Below are 20,684 nucleotides of genomic sequence, written 5' to 3'. Positions count from 1 at the left end.
TGCGGGACCCTGTGTCCCTCCACGGTAAAAAAAAGACTTTTGATGCACAATGATTGTGCATCAGAAGTTTTTTTTGTATCTTAGGTGCCGATCTAAAAAACACAATCCCAATGACCATGAAAAAATTCCTCAAGGTAGACGAATGGAACATCATAGAAGAAGGTTTTCACGCCGACAACCTTCGCGCTTCGGAAAGTATATTCAGCCTCGGTAACGGACGTTTCGGACAGCGAGGCAATTTTGAAGAGTCCTACAGCAGCGACTCCCTGCAGGGATCATACGTAGCAGGAATCACTTTTCTGGACCGCACCCGTGTGGGATGGTGGAAAAACGGTTACCCGCGATTCTTCTCACGCATACCGAACACTCCGGACTGGAGCGGCATCTACGTGCGCCTGATCGACGAGGAACTGGATCTGGCACACTGGGATGTGGAGAGCTATGAACGCAGGCTGGACATGAAGGCGGGAATCTCGTACCGTGACTTCAGGGTGACTTCGCCCAAAGGCAACACGCTGGAAGTGCACGTAGAGCACATCAACAGCATGGACAACCAGAACCTGTGTCTGATAAAATACAGTGTGACATCGGTGAACTATGAAGGCAAAATCTCGCTGGTACCCTATCTGAACGGCGACGTAAAGCACGAAAGCGCCAATTTCGACGAAAAGATGTGGAACATCCTGCGCGCCGAAACCACCAACGACTACGCTTACCTCTGGGCGCAAACCCGGCGGGAAGATTCACAAATCTGCTGCGCACTGACGTACCGTTTTTTCAGGAACAGCAAACAGATAAGCGTCAGCCCCATCAAGATAGAAAAAGAAAAACTGACAGGATTCAGCGCCGGAGCAGACGTGAAGCCCGGCGAGAAGGTGACTCTTATCAAGTACACCGCCATCGTGTCGTCGCTGCAATGTGACCGTCAGGAGTTGGTAGAGCGCGCTGTGAACGAAGCCAAAGCAGCCAGGGAGCAGGGATGGGAATCGCTGACGGCAGCCCATAAGGAACGGTGGGCAAAAATCTGGGAGGAGACGGACGTGGAGATCAAAGGAGACCCGGAAGCACAGCAGGGCATACGGTTCAACATCTTCCAGCTGAACCAGAGCTATCAGGGAGACGACGAGCGGCTGAACATCGGTCCGAAGGGATTCACGGGAGAAAAATACGGCGGCAACACGCAATGGAACACAGAATTGTGCTGTGTGCCCTACTTCCTGCTGTCCACCCCGAGAGAAGTGTGCCGCAAACTGTTGCTCTACCGCTATAACCAGTTGCCCAAAGCCATCGAAAACGCACGTAAACTGGGATTTACCGACGGGGCGGCACTCTATCCGATGGTGACCATCCACGGAGAAGAATGCCACAACGAGTGGGAAATCACTTTCGAAGAGATACACCGCAACAACATCATAGTATATGCCATCATGCAGTATGCCAGGGTGACAGGCAACAAAGAGTACATTGCCCGCTACGGACTGGAGGTGATGATTGCCATCTGCCGGTTCTGGAGCCAGCGGGTATCCTACTCGCAGGAACGGCAAAAATTTGTACTGTTGGGAGTGACGGGGCCTAACGAATACGAAAACAACGTCAACAACAACTGGTACACCAACTTCTCCTGCGTGCAATGCCTGCAAAGCACCATAGACAGCATCGAGATGGTGGCCCACGAATTTCCGGAAGAGTATGCACGGGTGCGCCGTGTCACCCGCTTCAATTATGCCGAAGAGACTTCGCGCTGGCAGAAGATCATCGATGGAATGTATCTCCCCCGGGACGAACAACAGGGCATCTTCATACAGGATGACGGCTATCCGGACAAGGAGCTGACCACGGTGGACGATATCCCGGCAAACGAACGGCCGATCAACCAATGGTGGTCATGGGACCGTATCCTGCGTTCGTGCTACATCAAGCAGAGCGACGTGCTGTTAGGACTGTTCCTGTATTACGAAAACTTTGACCGTGAAACGATTCTCCGGAACTTCCGGTTCTACGAACCCCGTACCGTACACGAATCATCCCTGTCACCTTTTGTCCACGCCATTCTGGCTGCCTGGATAGGCGACACGGAAGAAGCCTACCGCCTCTTCCTGCATGCCACGCGCCTGGATCTGGACGACTATAATAATGAGGTACACCAAGGGTTGCACATCACAAGCATGGCGGGAAGTTGGCAGGTCATCGTACGCGGATTTGCGGGAATGAAAATACTGGACGGACAGCTCGACTTCAACCCCATCATCCCCCAAGCGTGGGACAGCTATACATTCAAAGTAAATTTCCGTGGATGCACCCTGCAGATGAAAGTCGAAAAACAGGCGATAAAAATCTCTCTTTTAGAAGGATGTGAGTTGAACATCCGTATCTCCGAAGTTGTTTATAACCTGAAAAAGGGTAAAGATTTGACTGTACCGAGGCAGAAATAAAACGGTTTTCAACGATGAACGAGGGCTCACCACAGAGGACACAGAGGACACAGAGAAGATTTTCTCTTAAAATAATCCTATAAACAAGAGATTAAAACTCTGTGTCCTCTGTGTCCTCCGTGGTGAGTTCTCGTTCATCGTCGCCAAGCCTCGCCACACCCGCCTCAGGTTGTTAATAATATTAAATTATCAAACCGGAAAACTGTTTATAGTTTTTCAGTTTCATATCTTTGCCCCCTCAAAATGAGACTAAACAGACTCTTAATCAATGGGAAATATGAGAAAAAACTATGGATGTATCCTCGCAGCACTTATTCTATTAACGGCTTGCGGACAAAAGAAAGAAGACAATGCGGCAACAGTACGCCCCGTAAAGACGGCCAGGGTAGAGTCCCGGTCGGAAATCAGAAAGGACTTTTCGGGCATTGTAGAAGCTGTAGATTATGTGAAACTGGCCTTCCGCGTGAGCGGACAGATCATCAACCTGCCGGTGGTAGAAGGCCAGCGGGTCAAAAAAGGACAACTGATTGCGGCCATCGATCCGCGCGACCTGGCCTTACAGTATGCAGCAGACAAATCGGCTTACGAAACCGCCGCTGCCCAAGTGGAACGTAACAAACGATTATTGGCACGGCAGGCTATCTCGGTACAAGAATATGAAATCAGCGTATCGACTTTCCAACAAAAGAAATCGGCTTACGAACTTTCGAGCAACAATATGCGCGACACCAAACTGACCGCCCCTTTCGACGGGTCTATCGAGAAAAGGTTAGTGGAGAACTATCAGCGCGTGAACTCGGGCGAAGGCATTGTGCAGCTGGTCAACACCAAGAAACTGCGCATCAAGTTCACCATCCCCGATGCTTACCTTTATCTGCTCCGTTCCAAAGACCAACATTTCCGCGTGGAGTTCGATACATACCGCGGACACATCTTCAATGCCAAACTGGAGGAATATCTCGACATCTCGACGGACGGTACGGGTATCCCGGTGACGATCACCATCGACGATCCCGCTTTCGACCATGCCCTGTATGAGGTGAAACCGGGTTTCACGTGCAGCATCCGCTTCTCGGCCGATGTAGGTCCGTTCCTGGAAGAAACCATGACGGTAGTGCCCCTGAGTGCCATATTCGGTGAAAGCGAAGGAAACAAAACCTACGTGTGGGTACTGAACGGGAATCAGGTAAACCGCCGTGAAGTAACCGTTTACTCTCCGACGGGAGACGCACAGGCCTTTATCTCGAAAGGACTGAAAGCAGGGGAAACGGTAATAATAGCCGGCGTAACACAACTGGTGGAAGGCGAAACGGTGAAGGAACTGAAATAAGAGTGCCCACTCAACGCAATAATTAATTTCACCACAGATTACACGGATTAACACAGATTTTTTAATCTTATTATCAATAATATAAATCATTAATCTGTGAAAATCCGTGTAATCTGTGGTGCACTCAAAACCATATACAATCATGAATTTAGCCAAATATTCATTAGACAATACCAAAGTCATCTACTTCTTTCTGGCTGTATTGCTGATCGGAGGTATCTCCTCTTTCAGCAGCCTGGGCAAGAAGGAAGATGCTCCTTTTGTCATCAAATCGGCCGTCATCATGACGCGCTATCCCGGTGCCGAGCCCGCCGAAGTGGAACGGCTGATCACCGAGCCCATCTCCCGTGAGATACAGAGCATGAGCGGAGTATACAAGATCAAGTCCGAATCCATGTACGGCATTTCCAAAATCACGTTCGAACTGCTCCCCTCGCTACCGGCTTCCTCCATCCCCCAAAAATGGGACGAACTGCGGCGCAAAGTGCTCAACATACAACCCCAATTGCCAAGCGGAGCTTCGGTACCCACAGTATCGGACGACTTCGGTGACGTATTCGGTATCTACTACGGACTGACAGCCGACGACGGATTCAGCTACGAAGAAATGAGGGACTGGGCCGAACGCATCAAGACACAGGTGGTCACTGCCGACGGGGTGATGAAAGTCGCACTGTTCGGCACACAGACCGAGGTGGTGAATATATTCGTCTCGGTGAACAAGCTGGCAGGCATGGGTATCGATCCCAAACAGCTGGCAAGCCTGCTGCAATCGCAGAACCAGATTATCAACACCGGAGAAATCAGCGCCGGCGAACAACAGTTGCGCATAGTAGCCAACGGTATGTATACCACGGTGGACGACATCCGGAACCAGGTAATCACCACCCGCGCCGGACAGGTAAAACTGGGTGACATCGCCGTCATAGAGAAAGGATACATGGACCCGCCGGGCACCATCATGCGTGTCAATGGCAAACGTGCCATCGGTATCGGCGTATCTACCGACCCGCAACGCGACGTGGTGCTGACGGGTGAGATGGTAGACCAGAAACTGGCCGAACTCCTCCCACTGATGCCTGTGGGACTGGACCTGGAAAGCCTTTATCTTGAAAACGTCATAGCCAAAGAGGCGAACAACGGATTTATCATCAACCTGATTGAGTCGATCCTGATCGTAATTGTCATCATCATGCTGGTGATGGGGATGCGTGCCGGAGTATTGATCGGCTCTTCACTGGTCTTCTCCATCGGAGGTACGCTGCTTATCATGTCCTTCATGGGTGTAGGACTCAACCGTACGTCACTGGCGGGATTTATCATCGCCATGGGTATGCTGGTGGACAACGCCATCGTGGTGACGGACAATGCGCAGATAGCCATCGCCCGCGGAGTGGACCGCCGGAAAGCATTGATCGACGGAGCCACCGGACCACAATGGGGATTGCTGGGAGCCACGTTCATCGCCATCTGCTCGTTCCTGCCGCTTTATCTGGCACCTTCGTCCGTGGCGGAAATCGTGAAGCCGCTTTTCGTCGTACTGGCCATCTCACTGGGATTGAGCTGGGTGCTGGCACTGACACAAACCACCGTATTCGGAAACTTTATCCTGAAAGCCAAGGCCAAAAATGCAGGCAAAGATCCGTACGACAAACCGTTCTACCACAAATTCGAAAAGATACTGAGCGTCCTGATCCGGCGCAAAATTGTGACGTTAGGGTCGATGATCGTGCTCTTCATCGTCTCACTGGTGGTGATGGGAATGATGCCGCAAAACTTCTTCCCGTCACTGGACAAGCCCTACTTCCGCGCCGACGTGTTTTATCCGGACGGATATGGGGTGAACGACGTGGCCCGGGAGATGAAGAAAGTGGAAGCCCATCTGCAAAAACTGCCGGAAGTGAAAAAAGTATCGATCACCTTCGGAAGCACTCCGCTGCGTTACTACCTGGCGTCTACCTCCGTAGGGCCGAAGCCGAACTTTGCCAATGTATTGGTGGAACTGAACGACAGCAAGTATACCAAAGAGTATGAAGAACAGTTCGACGGTTACATGAAAGCCAACTTTCCGAACGCCATCACCCGTACGAGCCTCTTCAAACTGTCGCCGGCTGTGGATGCAGCCATCGAAATCGGTTTCATCGGGCCCAATGTGGACACGCTGGTGGCACTGACCAACCGGGCACTGGAGATCATGCACCGGAACCCTGACCTTATTAATATACGTAACTCGTGGGGAAATAAAATACCCATCTGGAAACCGATCTACAGCCCGGAACGGGCACAACCCCTGGGAGTCTCCCGCCAAGGCATGGCTCAAAGCATCCAGATCGGGACAAACGGCATGACTCTCGGTGAATTCCGCGAAGGAGACCAGGTGCTGCCGATTCTGCTGAAAGGCAACAGTGTGACGGATTCCTTCCGCATCAACGACCTGCGTACATTACCGGTATTCGGCAACGGGCCGGAAACCACCAGCCTGGAGCAGGTAGTGTCGGAGTTCGACTTCCGCTATCGCTTCTCAAATGTGAAGGACTACAACCGCCAGATGGTGATGATGGCGCAATGCGATCCCCGGAGGGGAGTGAATGCCATCGCGGCCTTCAACCAGATATGGTCGCAGGTGCAAAAAGAGATCAAGGTTCCGGAAGGATACACCCTGAAATACTTCGGCGAACAGGAAAGCCAGGTGGAATCGAACGAAGCTCTGGCAAAAAACCTGCCGCTGACCTTCTTCCTGATGTTCACCACCCTGCTGCTGCTGTTTAAAACCTACCGTAAGCCGACGGTAATCTTGCTGATGCTGCCGCTGATATTTATCGGTATCGTACTGGGATTGCTGCTGTTAGGCAAGTCGTTCGACTTCTTCGCCATCCTCGGTTTGCTGGGACTGATCGGTATGAACATCAAAAATGCCATTGTACTGGTGGACCAGATCGACATCGAAAGTCGATCGGGACTCGATCCGCGCGAAGCCGTGATAAAGGCAACCGTCAGCCGTATCGTACCGGTGGCCATGGCTTCGGGTACAACGATCTTAGGTATGCTTCCGTTGCTGTTCGACGCCATGTTCGGCGGAATGGCGGCTACCATCATGGGCGGACTGCTTGTGGCTTCGGCACTGACACTGTTTGTGCTTCCGGTAGCTTATTGCGCCATCCACAGGATTAAGGGATAAAGAAATGAACTAAAATTTAAAAGTATATGATGAAGAATAAACTTATACTTCTGTTTGCATTGGGACTTTGTACACAAGTGCAGGCACAAGCCCCGCATCTGAGCCGTGAGGCATATCGTGACCGTGTGGAAGCTTACAGCCAGGTGCTGAAACAGCAGCATCTGAAATCAATGGCAAGCACGGACGCACGGAAAATAGCCTTTACAGGATTCCTGCCCAAAGTGGACATCTCCGCCGAGGGAACACTGAACCTGAAAGAGATGGACTCCTGGGACGGACCGGCCGGACAATACCGCAACCACACTTATCAAGGGGTATTCGTCGTGTCGCAGCCACTCTATACAGGCGGCGCCCTGCAAGCCCAAAACCGTATAGCCCAAGCTGACGAAAAACTCGATCAGCTGAGCGAAGAGCTGACACGCGACCAGATTCACTATCAGAGTGACGCCTTTTATTGGAACGCCTCTTCAGCCCGTGCCATGCTCAATGCTTCGGCACAATATCAGGAAATCGTAGAAAAACAATATGAAATCATCCAAGACCGTTTTAAAGACGGCGCTATCAGCCGCACCGACCTGCTGATGATTTCGACACGCCGTAAGGAAGCCGAACTTCAATACATCAGCGCACGCCAGAATTATACACTGGCTCTACAGAAACTCAATATCCTGATGGGAGAAGAACCCAACGCTCCCGTAGACAGCCTTTGCTCCATCGGTGTCGTGTGTCCGCCTGTCACCTTGCTCCCACTGGACGACGTACTGCAACGCCGTGCCGACTTTGCCAGCACAGAAGTCAACATCCAGAAAAGCGAGGCGCAACGCAAGGCAGCCCTGAGCCAGTACAATCCGCAAGTAAGCATGTACGTCACCGGCGGATGGACCACCGCTTCTCCCAACATGGGATATGACGTGAAGTTTACCCCCATCGTAGGCATGAGCGTAAATATCCCCGTGCTACGCTGGGGAGCCAGGTTCAAGACCAACCGGCAACAGAAAGCCTACACGGGTATACAGAAGTTGCAGCAAAGCTACGTAGTAGACCAGATCAACCAGGAACTGGCTGCCGCACTGACCAAGCTGCAGGAAACGGAAGAGCAGGTGAAGACAGCCAAAGAAAATAAAGAGCTGGCAGAAGAAAACCTGGACCTGATCACCTTCTCCTACAACGAAGGAAAAGCAAATATGGTCGACGTACTCTCGGCACAACTTTCGTGGACACAGGCACATACCAGCCTGATTAATGCTTACCTGGCAGAGAAAATGGCAGTGGCAGAATACAGAAAGGTTATCAGCGAATAAACGAAAGCTCTATTTTATACAGACAGAGGCTCTATTCCGAGTGAATAGAGCCTCTGTTTCGTATATACGCAGCCTCTATTCTGCCAAAAGTTGACTATTCCAACCACATATACACATAGAAAATCAACATTTTATATAAAAACAAGACACAAAGTAACATAATATACAACTTTTCATTGTATATTGCAGTCACAAACGAACAAGTAAATAATCCTAATCACAAAAATAATGAAAACAACGCATTGGATGATGTACACCCTACTGGGAGCAACACTTGCTTTAACAGCATGTGTTGAGGATGACAAAGACCTCTCACAACCCAAAGAACCGGAAAAAACGACAGACCTGGTCATACCGGATGATGCGGACTGGACCACTACAAGGAGTGTCAATCTCTCCATTACTTCGCCCGTGGCAACACGAGTGGCGATTTATACCGACGAATCATGCACCGACGCAAGTTTACTGACAGAACTGCCTGTATCCGAAGTTGCCAAAAACATCCGGCTGGATGTAGCCAAGGCAGACCGGGCATTATACGTACAGTATGCTACAAGCAAAGGGAAAGAAATGATGAACATCCCCCTCAATACGGCTTCTACACGTGCAGAGACCTTGGTCAAACTGCCGGAAAACGTGAGTGGATTTGACACAAACGGAGGAGAGGGTGCATACAGATATCAATGGTATCCCGCAAAAGGAGAAACGGCAACCCTGATGATGGAAGATAACTAGCCCGAAATGGGAGATTATGATTTCAATGATTTCGTTATCTGGTATCACACGCAAGCGATCTTCTTTGACGGCGGCAACGGAAGCAAAGATTCTTATGAGGCAGACGGAATTGAATTTGAAATCACTTTCCGTGCAATGGGAGGCTATCTGCCTTATCGCCTGGGACTGCAATTGGACCAAACATCTGCCAAATATATCGACGAGGTGATCGAAATAAACGGGAACGACCTTGTTAAGATGGAACTTCAGAATCCCGGAGAAGACGCTCCTGCTATCTTCATATTCACCGGCACCGATCAATTACGGAAACAGAATAACGACGGAACATTCTATAATACCGAAGCTGACCATCAGATAGCAGCCAATGACCTGGTAACGATTAAATACAGATTAAAGATCAACTGTTTCAACAGCTTAGAAAGAACAAAGGCATTATGGGCGGCGGCAATCTCAGAAAATCAGAACTTCTTCCTCCAGAAAGAAAAGAACGGAGGACGTGAAATTCACCTGAGAGGTTACGAACCGACTGCTTACTACAGCGATTCATACGCCGGTGAAGCCGGAAACAATATGCGCAGTGACATCAAATATTGCAGTACCGACAATTTCGTGTGGGGTATCAAAGTGCCTGTTAAGCTTGCACATCCACGCGAAAAGAAAGATATCATGGAGGTTTACGGCAAGTTCAGAAGCTGGATCACTAATCCGAATCTCTCACCGGACAGTCCGGACTTCAACGAAAACTGGTTCAAATATCTCGATTCATCTCAAGCAATAAAATAAGCCATCAAACATTTCATACCCTAATCCTATTATTCAAATAGGTATTTGTTTGATTTATTTTTCAGCCTGTCCGGTCATTCCCCCCTTGACTGTGGCAGGCTGAAGTTTTTCTTTATTGATTCTCTTCGCACGAATAGACTATCAGACCCTTAAAAGTTGAACATTTCAACCACTTTTGCCACATTCTTTGCGTGATTTGACAATATATACAATAAGTTTGTATCAGGATTCAAACAGAACACACAGCAAACTTACATGAATATACAATAAAATTATGAAAAGAATGAAAACCGCAATGTACACATTAGCAGGACTAATGTGTCTTTTGACATCTTGTGTAGACGACGACAAAGACCTTTCGGTACCACCCACCGGAAATACCACTGACCTGGTTATACCGGATGGTTTCGACTGGTCTACAACACGCACCGTCACCCTTGCGACCAATGCGCCGCATGCCGTTTCCGCTTCCATCTATCTGGACGAAGCATGTTCCGAACAGATAGCAGACCTTGCGATCCCGGAAGGAGACAAGAACACTTCTTTGGAAGTGCCGAGCGCCAATAATGCCATCTGGATCAAATATCCGGTAACCAACGGGGGATACGAAACTCAAAAGATAAGCATCAAGTCAAAAAACCTCACACGAAGTTTAGCGAACCGTTGGGAAGCCGACTGCTTGTTTCCGGATAGAGGAGTATCAGAAGGTGGCTGGCCTACTTCCACTATATATAAACCCGCTAAAAATAAATATGGTACACTTATGTTTGAAGACATGTGGCCTGAATTGGGAGACTATGATTTCAACGACTTCGTGATAAACTATCGGGCACAAACGACTTGGAGCGGATCCTCTGACAGAAAAAATGACTATTTGGATATTACCATCAGCCTGAAGCTACGTGCAATGGGAGGAAGTCTGCCTTATCGTTTCTGCATCCAGTTGCCGGGTAAAGCAACGGACATGAATGGAGATCTCATTGATTCCCCCACAATAACCAAAGATAAGATCACAGATTTTAAAATTGAATCGGCTACTAAAGGTATTGGTGTAGAGTTTCTCGCAAATGCTTCAAGTCCCATATTTGCCTTGACAGGACTTGATAACCTAAAAGGCTCAGACGGAACCCAATTCTACAACACACAAGCAGGTAAATTGATCTCCTCCAGTGCGGAAACACCGACTATCATTTTTTCATTCAAATTGAAAGTGACGTTAGATGATTCTAATTTCATATTCAACAATTTCTCTACCGCATACGACTTTGACTATTTCCTCCAAAACACCGAGAACGGACGTGAAATACACTTCGTCGGATTCAAGCCTACTGAATTATATAAAGGTTATGAAACTGACCGGAAAGAGGCTGGAAAGAACTATTATTGCAATAAAGACGGTTTTGTATGGGCACTGAAAGCACCTGTTGAAATGGGATGGGCAATAGAGAAACAAGATTTACTGAAAGTTTATCCGAAATTTAAGAGCTGGTTGGTGACCGGAGGATATGAGTTGGAAAATAATGTAGAAGAATCTAAATGGTATAATTACCCCCAAATTAGTAGTTTATACATCGATCCCCAAAAACACTAATCCTTCATCTCAATAGTAAAAATTAGTATCGGTTTTCTAAGGATTGCGCGAAAGTTGTTGGCAGAATTCGCCCTCAAGCCGGCAACTTTCAGAATCACAAATCAGATTAGTTTTTGCCTTCAGCCTGCCCGTTGTCTCATTCCACGGCAGGCTGAAGTTTTTTTATTGCATTTCTTTCTCACCACCAACGAATTTGCTTATCTTTGCACGCAAAGAAAACAAAATCGTATATACACACATGATTCTTTTTTTCAGAACCCCTTCCAAGAGCGTGATTGCCGTAGAGAGCAACCATGAACTTAACGCGAACGACAACAACAAACTCTGCTGGCTTTTTGGTGAAGCCGTGCCGGAAAGTGAAGAAAACCTGCAAGGCTGCTTTGTTGGGCCACGACGTGAGATGATTACTCCATGGAGTACCAACGCAGTAGAAATCACCCAGAACATGGGACTCGAAGGTATCAGCCGTATCGAGGAGTATTTCCCTGTAAAAGATGAAAATGCCGACTATGACCCAATGCTGCAACGCATGTACAAAGGTCTCGACCAAAACGTATTCACGACCAACCGCCAACCGGAAGCCATTATCTATATAGACGATCTGGAAGCCTACAATGAAAAAGAAGGTCTCGCCCTGTCAAAAGAAGAAATGGACTACCTGAAAAAGGTAGAATCGGATCTTGGACGCCGCCTGACTGACTCGGAAGTTTTCGGATTCGCACAAATCAACTCGGAACACTGCCGTCACAAAATCTTTGGCGGAACATTTATCATCGACGGCGTAGAGCAGGAATCGTCCCTCTTCCAGATGATTAAAAAGACTACTCAGGAGAATCCGAACAAAATCATCTCAGCTTACAAAGACAACGTGGCTTTTGCCGAAGGTCCGGTAATTGAACAGTTTGCCCCGGCAGACCACTCCAAACCCGATTTCTTCCGGATAAAAGATATCAAAAGCGTCATTTCGCTGAAAGCGGAAACCCATAACTTCCCCACCACAGTAGAACCTTTCAACGGTGCATCGACAGGTACAGGAGGAGAGATTCGCGACCGTATGGGCGGAGGTAAAGGTTCATGGCCGATTGCCGGAACAGCCGTCTACATGACTTCTTATCCACGCACGGAAGAAGGACGCGAATGGGAAGAAATCCTGCCGGTACGCAAATGGTTATACCAGACTCCGGAACAGATCCTGATCAAAGCTTCCAACGGAGCGAGTGATTTTGGCAACAAGTTCGGCCAACCATTGATCTGCGGTTCGGTACTGACTTTTGAACATACGGAAAACAATGAAACTTATGGTTACGACAAAGTAATCATGCTTGCCGGAGGCGTAGGTTACGGCACACAACGCGACTGCCTGAAAGGACAGCCGGAAGCCGGAAACAAAGTAGTAGTGATCGGCGGTGACAATTACCGTATCGGATTGGGCGGCGGTTCGGTTTCGTCGGTAGATACAGGCCGTTACAGCAGCGGTATCGAACTGAATGCCGTACAGCGCGCCAATGCGGAAATGCAGAAACGCGCCAACAATGTGGTTCGTGCCCTTTGCGAAGAGGACGAAAACCCGGTAGTATCTATCCATGACCACGGTTCGGCCGGACACGTAAACTGCCTCTCCGAACTGGTGGAAGAGTGCGGCGGGCTTATTGACATGAGTAAGCTGCCTATCGGTGACAAAACGTTGTCGGCCAAAGAAATTATAGCAAACGAAAGCCAGGAACGCATGGGACTCCTTATTAAAGAAGAGGCCATCGAACACGTACGCCAAATTGCCGAACGTGAACGCGCTCCGATGTACGTGGTAGGTGAAACGACCGGAGATCATCGTTTTGCTTTCCAGCAAGCCGACGGCGTCCGTCCGTTCGACCTGGCCGTAGACCAGATGTTCGGTTCTTCTCCCAAAACTTACATGATAGACAAGACCGTAGAACGTCACTATACAATGCCGGAATATGAAACATCCAAACTTCACGAATATCTGACCCGGGTGTTGCAGCTGGAAGCCGTGGCTTGTAAAGACTGGCTGACTAATAAGGTGGACCGTTCGGTTACGGGTAAAGTAGCCCGCCAGCAGTGCCAGGGAGAAATCCAGTTGCCTTTGAGCGACTGTGGTGTCGTTGCACTCGACTATCGTGGCGAGAAAGGTATCGCTACTTCTATCGGACATGCTCCGCAGGCCGCACTGGCCGATCCGGCAGCAGGTTCCATCCTTTCCGTATCCGAAGCGCTGACCAATCTGGTATGGGCTCCGCTGGCCGAAGGTTTGGACAGCGTATCACTTTCCGCCAACTGGATGTGGCCTTGCCGCTCTCAGGAAGGGGAAGACGCCCGTTTGTATACAGCCGTTAAAGCACTGAGCGATTTCTGCTGTGCATTGCAGATCAATGTTCCGACCGGAAAGGATTCTTTGTCTATGACTCAGAAGTATCCGAATGGAGAGAAAGTAGTTTCTCCGGGAACGGTAATCGTATCAGCCGGCGGTGAGGTTTCGGACGTGAAGAAAGTGGTTTCTCCCGTCCTTGTCAACAATGCCAAAACTACACTCTACCATATCGACTTCAGTTTCGACAGCCTGAAACTGGGTGGCTCGGCATTTGCGCAGTCATTGGGTAAGGTAGGTGACGAAGTGCCTTGTGTACAGGATGCCGAATACTTCCGCGACGCTTTCCTGGCAGTACAGGAGTTGGTGAACAAAGGACTGATTCTTGCCGGACACGACATTTCGGCAGGTGGTCTGATCACTACGCTGCTTGAAATGTGCTTTGCCAACGTAGAAGGTGGCCTGGAAATCGAACTTGACAAGATGAAGGAAACGGATATCGTGAAGATTCTGTTTGCCGAAAACCCGGGTATCGTTATCCAGATCAGCGACAAGCACAAAGACGAAGTGAAGAAAATCCTCGAAGATGCCGGCGTAGGCTTCATCAAGTTGGGTAAACCGACGGACGAACGTCATATTCTGGTAAACAAGGACGGTGCTACTTACCAATTCGGTATAGACTATATGCGTGATGTGTGGTATTCTTCTTCTTACCTGCTCGACCGCAAACAGTCAATGAACGGATGCGCCAAGAAACGTTTTGAGAACTACAAGATGCAACCGCTTGAATTCGCATTCATGCCGGGCTTCAAAGGCAAACTGTCTCAATACGGCATCACTCCGGAACGTCGTACTCCGAGCGGTATACGTGCCGCCATCATCCGTGAAAAAGGTACGAATGGCGAACGTGAAATGGCATACTCGCTCTATCTGGCAGGTTTCGACGTGAAGGATGTCACCATGACCGACCTTATCAGCGGACGCGAAACACTGGAAGATGTAAATATGATCGTTTACTGCGGAGGGTTCTCTAACTCAGATGTATTGGGTTCTGCCAAGGGATGGGCCGGAGGTTTCTTGTTCAATCCAAGAGCAAAAGAGGCGCTCGATAAGTTCTACGCACGTGAAGACACACTTTCATTGGGCATTTGCAACGGTTGTCAGTTGATGATGGAACTGGGATTGGTAAATCCGGAACACGAGAAGAAAGGAAAAATGCTGCACAATGAATCACATAAGTTCGAATCGACCTTCATCGGAGTCACTATCCCTACCAACCGCAGCGTTATGTTCGGCTCACTGAGCGGCAGCAAACTGGGTATCTGGGTAGCACATGGAGAAGGAAAATTCTCTCTGCCATACGATGAAGACCAATACAACGTAGTAGCCAAATACTCCTACGACGAATATCCGGGCAACCCGAACGGTTCCGATTATTCGATAGCTGCCTTGGCCAGCACAGACGGCCGCCATCTGGCAATGATGCCTCACCTGGAGCGTGCCATCTTCCCATGGCAAAACGCCAATTATCCTGCCGACCGCGTACACAGCGATCAGGTAACTCCATGGATTGAAGCTTTCGTAAATGCACGTAAGTGGATCGAAGAAAAGACTAAATAACAGGATATGCAACAATAAAGAAGGGCGGGTCTCAAAGTGAGGTCCGCCCTTTTTCGTCATTCAGCGTCCGTAACAAATCCTTTCGTAAAGTTTGCACTTCTCCACTCTTTTTATTAATTTTGTAAAATCATTCGCCCCCCGAAAGAATAATCATTAAAGGATTCCAGCTTGTATGAAAAAAATTCTTTTTCTTCTGCTCTTATTGCCTCTTATGGTCTCTGCACAAACCTACAAATATATCGGTGTAGAGGATGGGTTAAGCAACCGGAGGGTATATTACATCCAAAAAGATAAAAAGGGATATATGTGGTTCCTTACCCATGAAGGTGTGGACAGATATGATGGCAAAGAGTTCAAACGATATAAATTGATGGATAACGGTGAAGAACTGAATTCACTGCTTAACCTGAATTGGCTATATCTGGACCACGAAAATACCTTATGGGAAATAGGAAAGAAAGGAAAGGTGTTCCGTTACGACCCGTTACGGGATGAATTCACACTTGTCTACAAGCTACCGGAAGACGTGGTCAAAGACCGCCCCGCTCCCATCAGCTACAGCTTCATCGACAAGAATAACAACATCTGGCTGTGCAACGATGAATATCTTTATCTATACAACACCCATACGCAGCAAACCCTGCAGATCAGAAATGAAATTGAAGAAGATATCACTGATATCGAACAAATAGACGAAACACATTTCTTTATCGGTACGGAACAAGGCATTCATCACGCCGAACTAAAAAATCGGGCATTGCATCTGCTTCCGTGTGACAAACTGGACAATCTCCCGATACAGATCAACGAACTTTATTTCCACCGCCCTTCACGCAAATTATTCATCGGTACTTTCGAACGCGGCATATATGTCTATGACATGAACACCAAACGAAGTACCCAACCCCGAATGAGCCTGACAGACGTCAGCATCACACGCATAAAGCCACTGAACAATAAGGAACTGCTTGTTGCAACAGACGGTGCAGGAGTATATAAGATAAATGTAAACTCTTATCAGACCACTCCATACATCGTAGCCGACTACAACCAACACAACGAAATGAACGGCAACAACATCCCCGACTTTTATGTGGATGACGAACAGCGCATCTGGCTTGCAAACTATCCAATCGGCATCACGGTACGCAACAACCGCTATTCGGGCTATAACTGGATAAAGCATTCCATTGGCAACAAACAATCACTAATCAATGACCAAGTAAACTCAATCATTGAAGATAGTGACGGAGATTTATGGTATGGTACCAACAATGGAATCAGTTACTACAACTCCGCCAACGGAACATGGCATTCGTTCATGAGTTCCTTCGAAAAGGACGAACGTAATAAGAATCATATCTTCCTTACTGTATGTGAGGTAGAACCGGGGATCATCTGGGCTGCCGGCTATAGTTCGGGGATTTACCAGATAAACAAACGGACCCTGTCTGTGGAGTATGTTACTCCGTCTTCACTGTATGGAATCAATATCCAGCCGGACAAATATATCCGTTCTATCATGAAAACAGCCAATGGCGATATATGGTCGGGAGGTTATTACAACTTGAAGCGCATCAACTTTAAAAACAGAACTCTCCGCCTGTACCCAAGACTCAACTCCATCACCTCCATTATCGAAAAAGACAGCAAACAAATGTGGATAGGTACGGCAACCGGGCTTTATTTACTCGAGAAAGAATCCGGTAAGTATCAACGCATCGACCTGCCGGTAGAGTCTATGTATATTTATTCGCTGTACCAAGCAAAGAATGGACTTTTATATATCGGGACAAGTGGTTCGGGGCTATTGATATACGATCCGGAAAAGAGAAGCTTCACTCATTACCACAAAGATAACTGTGCATTGATTTCCAACAATATATACGCAATCCTCTCGGATGCGGATGAAGACATCGTCATGAGTACCGAAAACGGGCTGACCAGTTATTATCCGGCAGAGAAGCTGTTCCATAACTGGACCAAGGATCAGGGATTGATGGCCAGTCATTTCAATGCCGGAGCAGGCACGTTGCGTAAAAACGGCAACTTTATATTCGGCAGTTCCGACGGTGCCATCGAATTTAACCGAACGATGAAGATACCCAGAAAGTATTATTCCAAAATGGTACTCAGCGATCTGAAGATTTTCTACCAGACTGTTTATCCCGGCGAAGAAAGTTCTCCGCTAAATATGGATATTGATGACACCAAGGAGTTGAAACTGAGCTATAGCCAGAATATATTCTCACTCAAAGTATCGTCTATCAACTACGACTATCCGTCGAACATTTTATACTCGTGGAAACTGGAGGGGTTCTACGACCAATGGAGCCGTCCCGGAAATGAAAACATCATTCGCTTTACGAACTTGAGCCCGGGTGAGTACACCCTCCACATCCGTGCGGTATCCAATGAAGACAAACGCGTCGTACTTGAAGAGCGTACCATGGAAATCAGTATTGCCCAACCCATCTGGCTCAGTTTTTGGGCTATGCTGATTTATGCCGTCGTACTGGCGGTGATAGCCATCATTGCCCTACGTATGATCATCCTCCGGAAACAAAGGAAAATATCGGATGAAAAGATCCACTTCTTTATCAATACGGCACATGACATCCGTACTCCGCTGACACTGATCAAAGCTCCGCTCGAAGAGATACGCGAACGGGAAGCATTGACCAAAGACGGTATCAGCAACATGAACACGGCTTTACGAAACGTGAATGCACTGTTGCGCCTCACCACTAATCTTATCAACTTTGAACGGGCAGACGTATACTCGTCGGAACTTTATATTTCGGAATATGAACTGAATACTTACCTGACGGAGACCTTCAATGCGTTCCGTCCATACGCTACCGTGAAACACATCAACTTCACTTATGAAAGCAATTTCCGTTACCTGAATGTATGGATCGACAAAGAAAAGATGGATTCAATCCTGAAAAACATCATCTCGAATGCCTTGAAATATACTCCCGAAAACGGCAGCGTACACATTTACGCTTCCGAAACGAACGATACGTGGAGCGTTGAGGTGAATGATACTGGTATCGGAATCCCTGCCAATGAACAAAAGAAGCTATTCAAGATACATTTCCGGGGAAGCAACGCAATCAACTCCAAAGTGACCGGAAGCGGCATCGGGCTGATGCTTGTATGGAAACTGGTTCATCTGCACAAAGGAAAAATCAACCTTAACAGTGTAGAACATCAGGGTTCGTCTATCAAAGTGACTTTCCCGAAGGATAACAAGCATTTCCATAAAGCACATCTGGCTACCCGCGCACGCGAACTCAGCACGGAGCAAGTACCTCCTGTTTCTCCCGCCGATATTTACGAAAAGGCGAAAAAGCAGCATGACCAGAACCTGCAACGTTTACTGATCGTTGAAGACAATGATGAATTGCGTAATTACCTCACCCACACGTTATCGGATAATTACACCATCCAAACTTGTTCCAATGGCAAAGAGGCACTGACTATCGTAAAAGAGTATATGCCGGAATTGATCATTTCGGATATCATGATGCCGGAAATGCGGGGAGACGAACTTTGCGCCGCCATAAAAAATGACATTGAAACGTCACACATTCCCATCATCCTGCTTACGGCGCTGAATGATGAGAAGAATATCCTGGAAGGACTGAAAATAGGAGCAGACGAATACATAGTCAAGCCGTTCAACATCGGCATTCTGAAAGCAACCATTGCCAACTTGCTGACAAACCGCGCACTGCTGAAAAGCAAATATGCCAACCTTGAAGTCAGCGAAGAGGAAGAGGCCTCTCCTAATTGTGCAACAGATCTCGACTGGAAATTCATTGCTACGGTCAAGAAGAGTGTCGAAGAAAACATAGACAATCCCGCCTTCAATGTAGATGTACTCTGCAACCTTTTGAATATGAGCCGCACGAGCTTCTATAATAAGCTAAAGGCATTGACCGATCAGGCTCCCGGAGATTATATCAGACTGATCCGCCTGAAACGGGCTGCAACATTATTAAAGACCGGACAACACTCCATCACCGAAATATCCGAGATGACGGGATTCAGTGACGTCAAGTATTTCCGTGAAGTATTTAAGAAACATTTCAATGTGAGTCCCAGCAAGTACTCTAAAGAGGGCGGCAAAGAGGATAAGGAAGAAGACCCACAAGAGTAAGAAAAAAGAGAATAAGAGTAACATATCAAATGAATATTTATCTTGAAGCGTTCGGCATCTTTTTCAAGATTGGTGCCTTTACTATCGGAGGTGGCTATGCCATGGTACCTCTGATAGAAAACGAAATCGTAACCAAACGGAACTGGATTTCCAAGGATGACTTCGTTGATCTGCTTGCCATATCCCAGTCGGCACCGGGCATCCTGGCGGTAAACATTTCCATCTTTATCGGATATAAACTGCGCGGTATACGCGGAAGCCTTGTAACTGCCCTTGGAACGGTGCTCCCGTCGTTTATCATCATACTGGCCATTGCCATGTTTTTCCATAACTTCAAAGATAACCCCATCGTAGAACGTATCTTCAAGGGTATCCGCCCGGCAGTGGTCGCACTGATTGCGGCACCCACTTTCAGTATGGCGAAATCTGCCAAAGTCAACCGGTATACAATCTGGATTCCGGTTGTTTCTGCCCTGCTTATCTGGTTACTGGGCTTCTCTCCTATCTGGATTATTATCGCGGCAGGCGTAGGTGGCTTTTGCTGGGGAAAATGGAAACAGTCACATCGCTAATCATCCACTTTGACATTTAAACATTATGATCTACCTGCAACTCTTTTATACATTCTTCAAGATCGGACTATTTGGCTTCGGAGGCGGATATGCCATGCTCTCAATGATTCAGGGTGAAGTCGTGACACGCTATGACTGGGTTAGCACTCAGGAGTTTACCGACATTGTAGCCATCAGTCAATCCACTCCCGGACCTATTGGTATCAATGCCGCCACTTATGTGGGTTTTACGGCTACGGGCAGTGTCTGGGGATCTGTCATCGCCACGTTTGCAGTAGTGCTCCCCTCTTTTATCCTGATGCTCACCATCAGTAAGTTTTTTCTGAAATACCAAAAACATCCTGCCGTAGAAGCTGTTTTCAGCGGACTCCGACCTGCCGTAGTAGGACTGCTGGCGTCGGCAGCACTGGTCTTGATGAATACGGAGAATTTCGGTTCACCGACAGGGGATACTTATACATTTGTAATCAGCATTATCATCTTCTTAGTGGCCTTTATCGGAACGAAAAAGTACAATGCCAACCCGATTCTGATGATTATTGCCTGCGGAATAGCAGGACTGATATTATATTAGGAGAGGATTGATGAACCACAGGATGACACATTGATGAACCACAGAGTTTTCAGACAAAAGAACATAAGAACAAATAA

At 47.8% G+C, this 20,684-nt stretch carries 11 protein-coding genes; all 11 read left to right on the top strand.

What is annotated here, in order from left to right:
• Positions 1-116: 116 nt before the first annotated feature.
• The 11 genes from ISX59_RS08490 (at position 117) to ISX59_RS08445 (ending at position 20,607) form a co-directional block, all read left to right on the top strand.
• On the top strand, positions 117-2,432 hold the full coding sequence (locus tag ISX59_RS08490) for a family 65 glycosyl hydrolase domain-containing protein (RefSeq protein ID WP_217737735.1): 2,316 nt from the start codon (positions 117-119) through the stop codon (positions 2,430-2,432).
• Positions 2,433-2,709: 277 nt separating this feature from the next.
• Positions 2,710-3,762 (top strand): efflux RND transporter periplasmic adaptor subunit, encoded by a 1,053-nt coding sequence (locus ISX59_RS08485; protein ID WP_005807695.1) that lies wholly within the window; start codon positions 2,710-2,712, stop codon positions 3,760-3,762.
• A gap of 142 nt (positions 3,763-3,904) precedes the next feature.
• A complete protein-coding gene (locus ISX59_RS08480; protein ID WP_032543235.1) occupies positions 3,905-6,940 on the top strand; it encodes an efflux RND transporter permease subunit in 3,036 nt (1,011 codons plus the stop codon).
• A 26-nt stretch (positions 6,941-6,966) separates the two neighbouring features.
• Entirely contained in the window at positions 6,967-8,241 is a 1,275-nt protein-coding gene (locus ISX59_RS08475) for a TolC family protein (RefSeq protein ID WP_005807699.1), read from the top strand.
• A 228-nt stretch (positions 8,242-8,469) separates the two neighbouring features.
• On the top strand, positions 8,470-8,976 hold the full coding sequence (locus tag ISX59_RS21220; RefSeq protein ID WP_005807701.1) for a DUF4841 domain-containing protein: 507 nt from the start codon (positions 8,470-8,472) through the stop codon (positions 8,974-8,976).
• A 6-nt stretch (positions 8,977-8,982) separates the two neighbouring features.
• Positions 8,983-9,759 carry an LruC domain-containing protein gene (locus tag ISX59_RS21215; RefSeq protein ID WP_255580144.1) on the top strand — a complete coding sequence of 259 codons (777 nt, stop codon included), beginning with the start codon at positions 8,983-8,985 and terminating at the stop codon, positions 9,757-9,759.
• A gap of 274 nt (positions 9,760-10,033) precedes the next feature.
• Positions 10,034-11,350, top strand: a complete 1,317-nt coding sequence (locus tag ISX59_RS08465; RefSeq protein WP_122200292.1) for an LruC domain-containing protein — start codon at positions 10,034-10,036, stop codon at positions 11,348-11,350.
• 238 nt (positions 11,351-11,588) lie between these two features.
• Positions 11,589-15,293 (top strand): phosphoribosylformylglycinamidine synthase, encoded by a 3,705-nt coding sequence (gene purL / locus ISX59_RS08460; RefSeq protein WP_005807706.1) that lies wholly within the window; start codon positions 11,589-11,591, stop codon positions 15,291-15,293.
• Positions 15,294-15,465: 172 nt separating this feature from the next.
• Positions 15,466-19,461, top strand: a complete 3,996-nt coding sequence (locus tag ISX59_RS08455; protein WP_032540177.1) for a two-component regulator propeller domain-containing protein — start codon at positions 15,466-15,468, stop codon at positions 19,459-19,461.
• Between the two features lie 29 nt (positions 19,462-19,490).
• A complete protein-coding gene (locus ISX59_RS08450) occupies positions 19,491-20,033 on the top strand; it encodes a chromate transporter (RefSeq protein ID WP_005807708.1) in 543 nt (180 codons plus the stop codon).
• Between the two features lie 25 nt (positions 20,034-20,058).
• Positions 20,059-20,607, top strand: coding sequence for a chromate transporter (locus tag ISX59_RS08445; RefSeq protein ID WP_005780686.1), 549 nt, complete (start codon positions 20,059-20,061; stop codon positions 20,605-20,607).
• Positions 20,608-20,684 lie beyond the last annotated feature (77 nt).

Source organism: Bacteroides sp. FSHCM14E1 (genome assembly GCF_019633785.1).
GTDB lineage: Bacteria > Bacteroidota > Bacteroidia > Bacteroidales > Bacteroidaceae > Bacteroides > Bacteroides hominis.
Note: the sequence above shows the minus strand (reverse complement) of the source record. Positions and strands in the feature narration are given on the sequence as shown.

Bases quoted from the DNA above. Each gene is read 5' to 3' on its own strand.
- ISX59_RS08490 (WP_217737735.1), top strand. From the start codon at position 117: ATGAAAAAATTCCTCAAGGTAGACGAATGGAACATCATAGAAGAAGGT.
- ISX59_RS08485 (WP_005807695.1), top strand. From the start codon at position 2,710: ATGAGAAAAAACTATGGATGTATCCTCGCAGCACTTATTCTATTAACG.
- ISX59_RS08480 (WP_032543235.1), top strand. From the start codon at position 3,905: ATGAATTTAGCCAAATATTCATTAGACAATACCAAAGTCATCTACTTC.
- ISX59_RS08475 (WP_005807699.1), top strand. From the start codon at position 6,967: ATGATGAAGAATAAACTTATACTTCTGTTTGCATTGGGACTTTGTACA.
- ISX59_RS21220 (WP_005807701.1), top strand. From the start codon at position 8,470: ATGAAAACAACGCATTGGATGATGTACACCCTACTGGGAGCAACACTT.
- ISX59_RS21215 (WP_255580144.1), top strand. From the start codon at position 8,983: ATGGGAGATTATGATTTCAATGATTTCGTTATCTGGTATCACACGCAA.
- ISX59_RS08465 (WP_122200292.1), top strand. From the start codon at position 10,034: ATGAAAAGAATGAAAACCGCAATGTACACATTAGCAGGACTAATGTGT.
- purL (WP_005807706.1), top strand. From the start codon at position 11,589: ATGATTCTTTTTTTCAGAACCCCTTCCAAGAGCGTGATTGCCGTAGAG.
- ISX59_RS08455 (WP_032540177.1), top strand. From the start codon at position 15,466: ATGAAAAAAATTCTTTTTCTTCTGCTCTTATTGCCTCTTATGGTCTCT.
- ISX59_RS08450 (WP_005807708.1), top strand. From the start codon at position 19,491: ATGAATATTTATCTTGAAGCGTTCGGCATCTTTTTCAAGATTGGTGCC.
- ISX59_RS08445 (WP_005780686.1), top strand. From the start codon at position 20,059: ATGATCTACCTGCAACTCTTTTATACATTCTTCAAGATCGGACTATTT.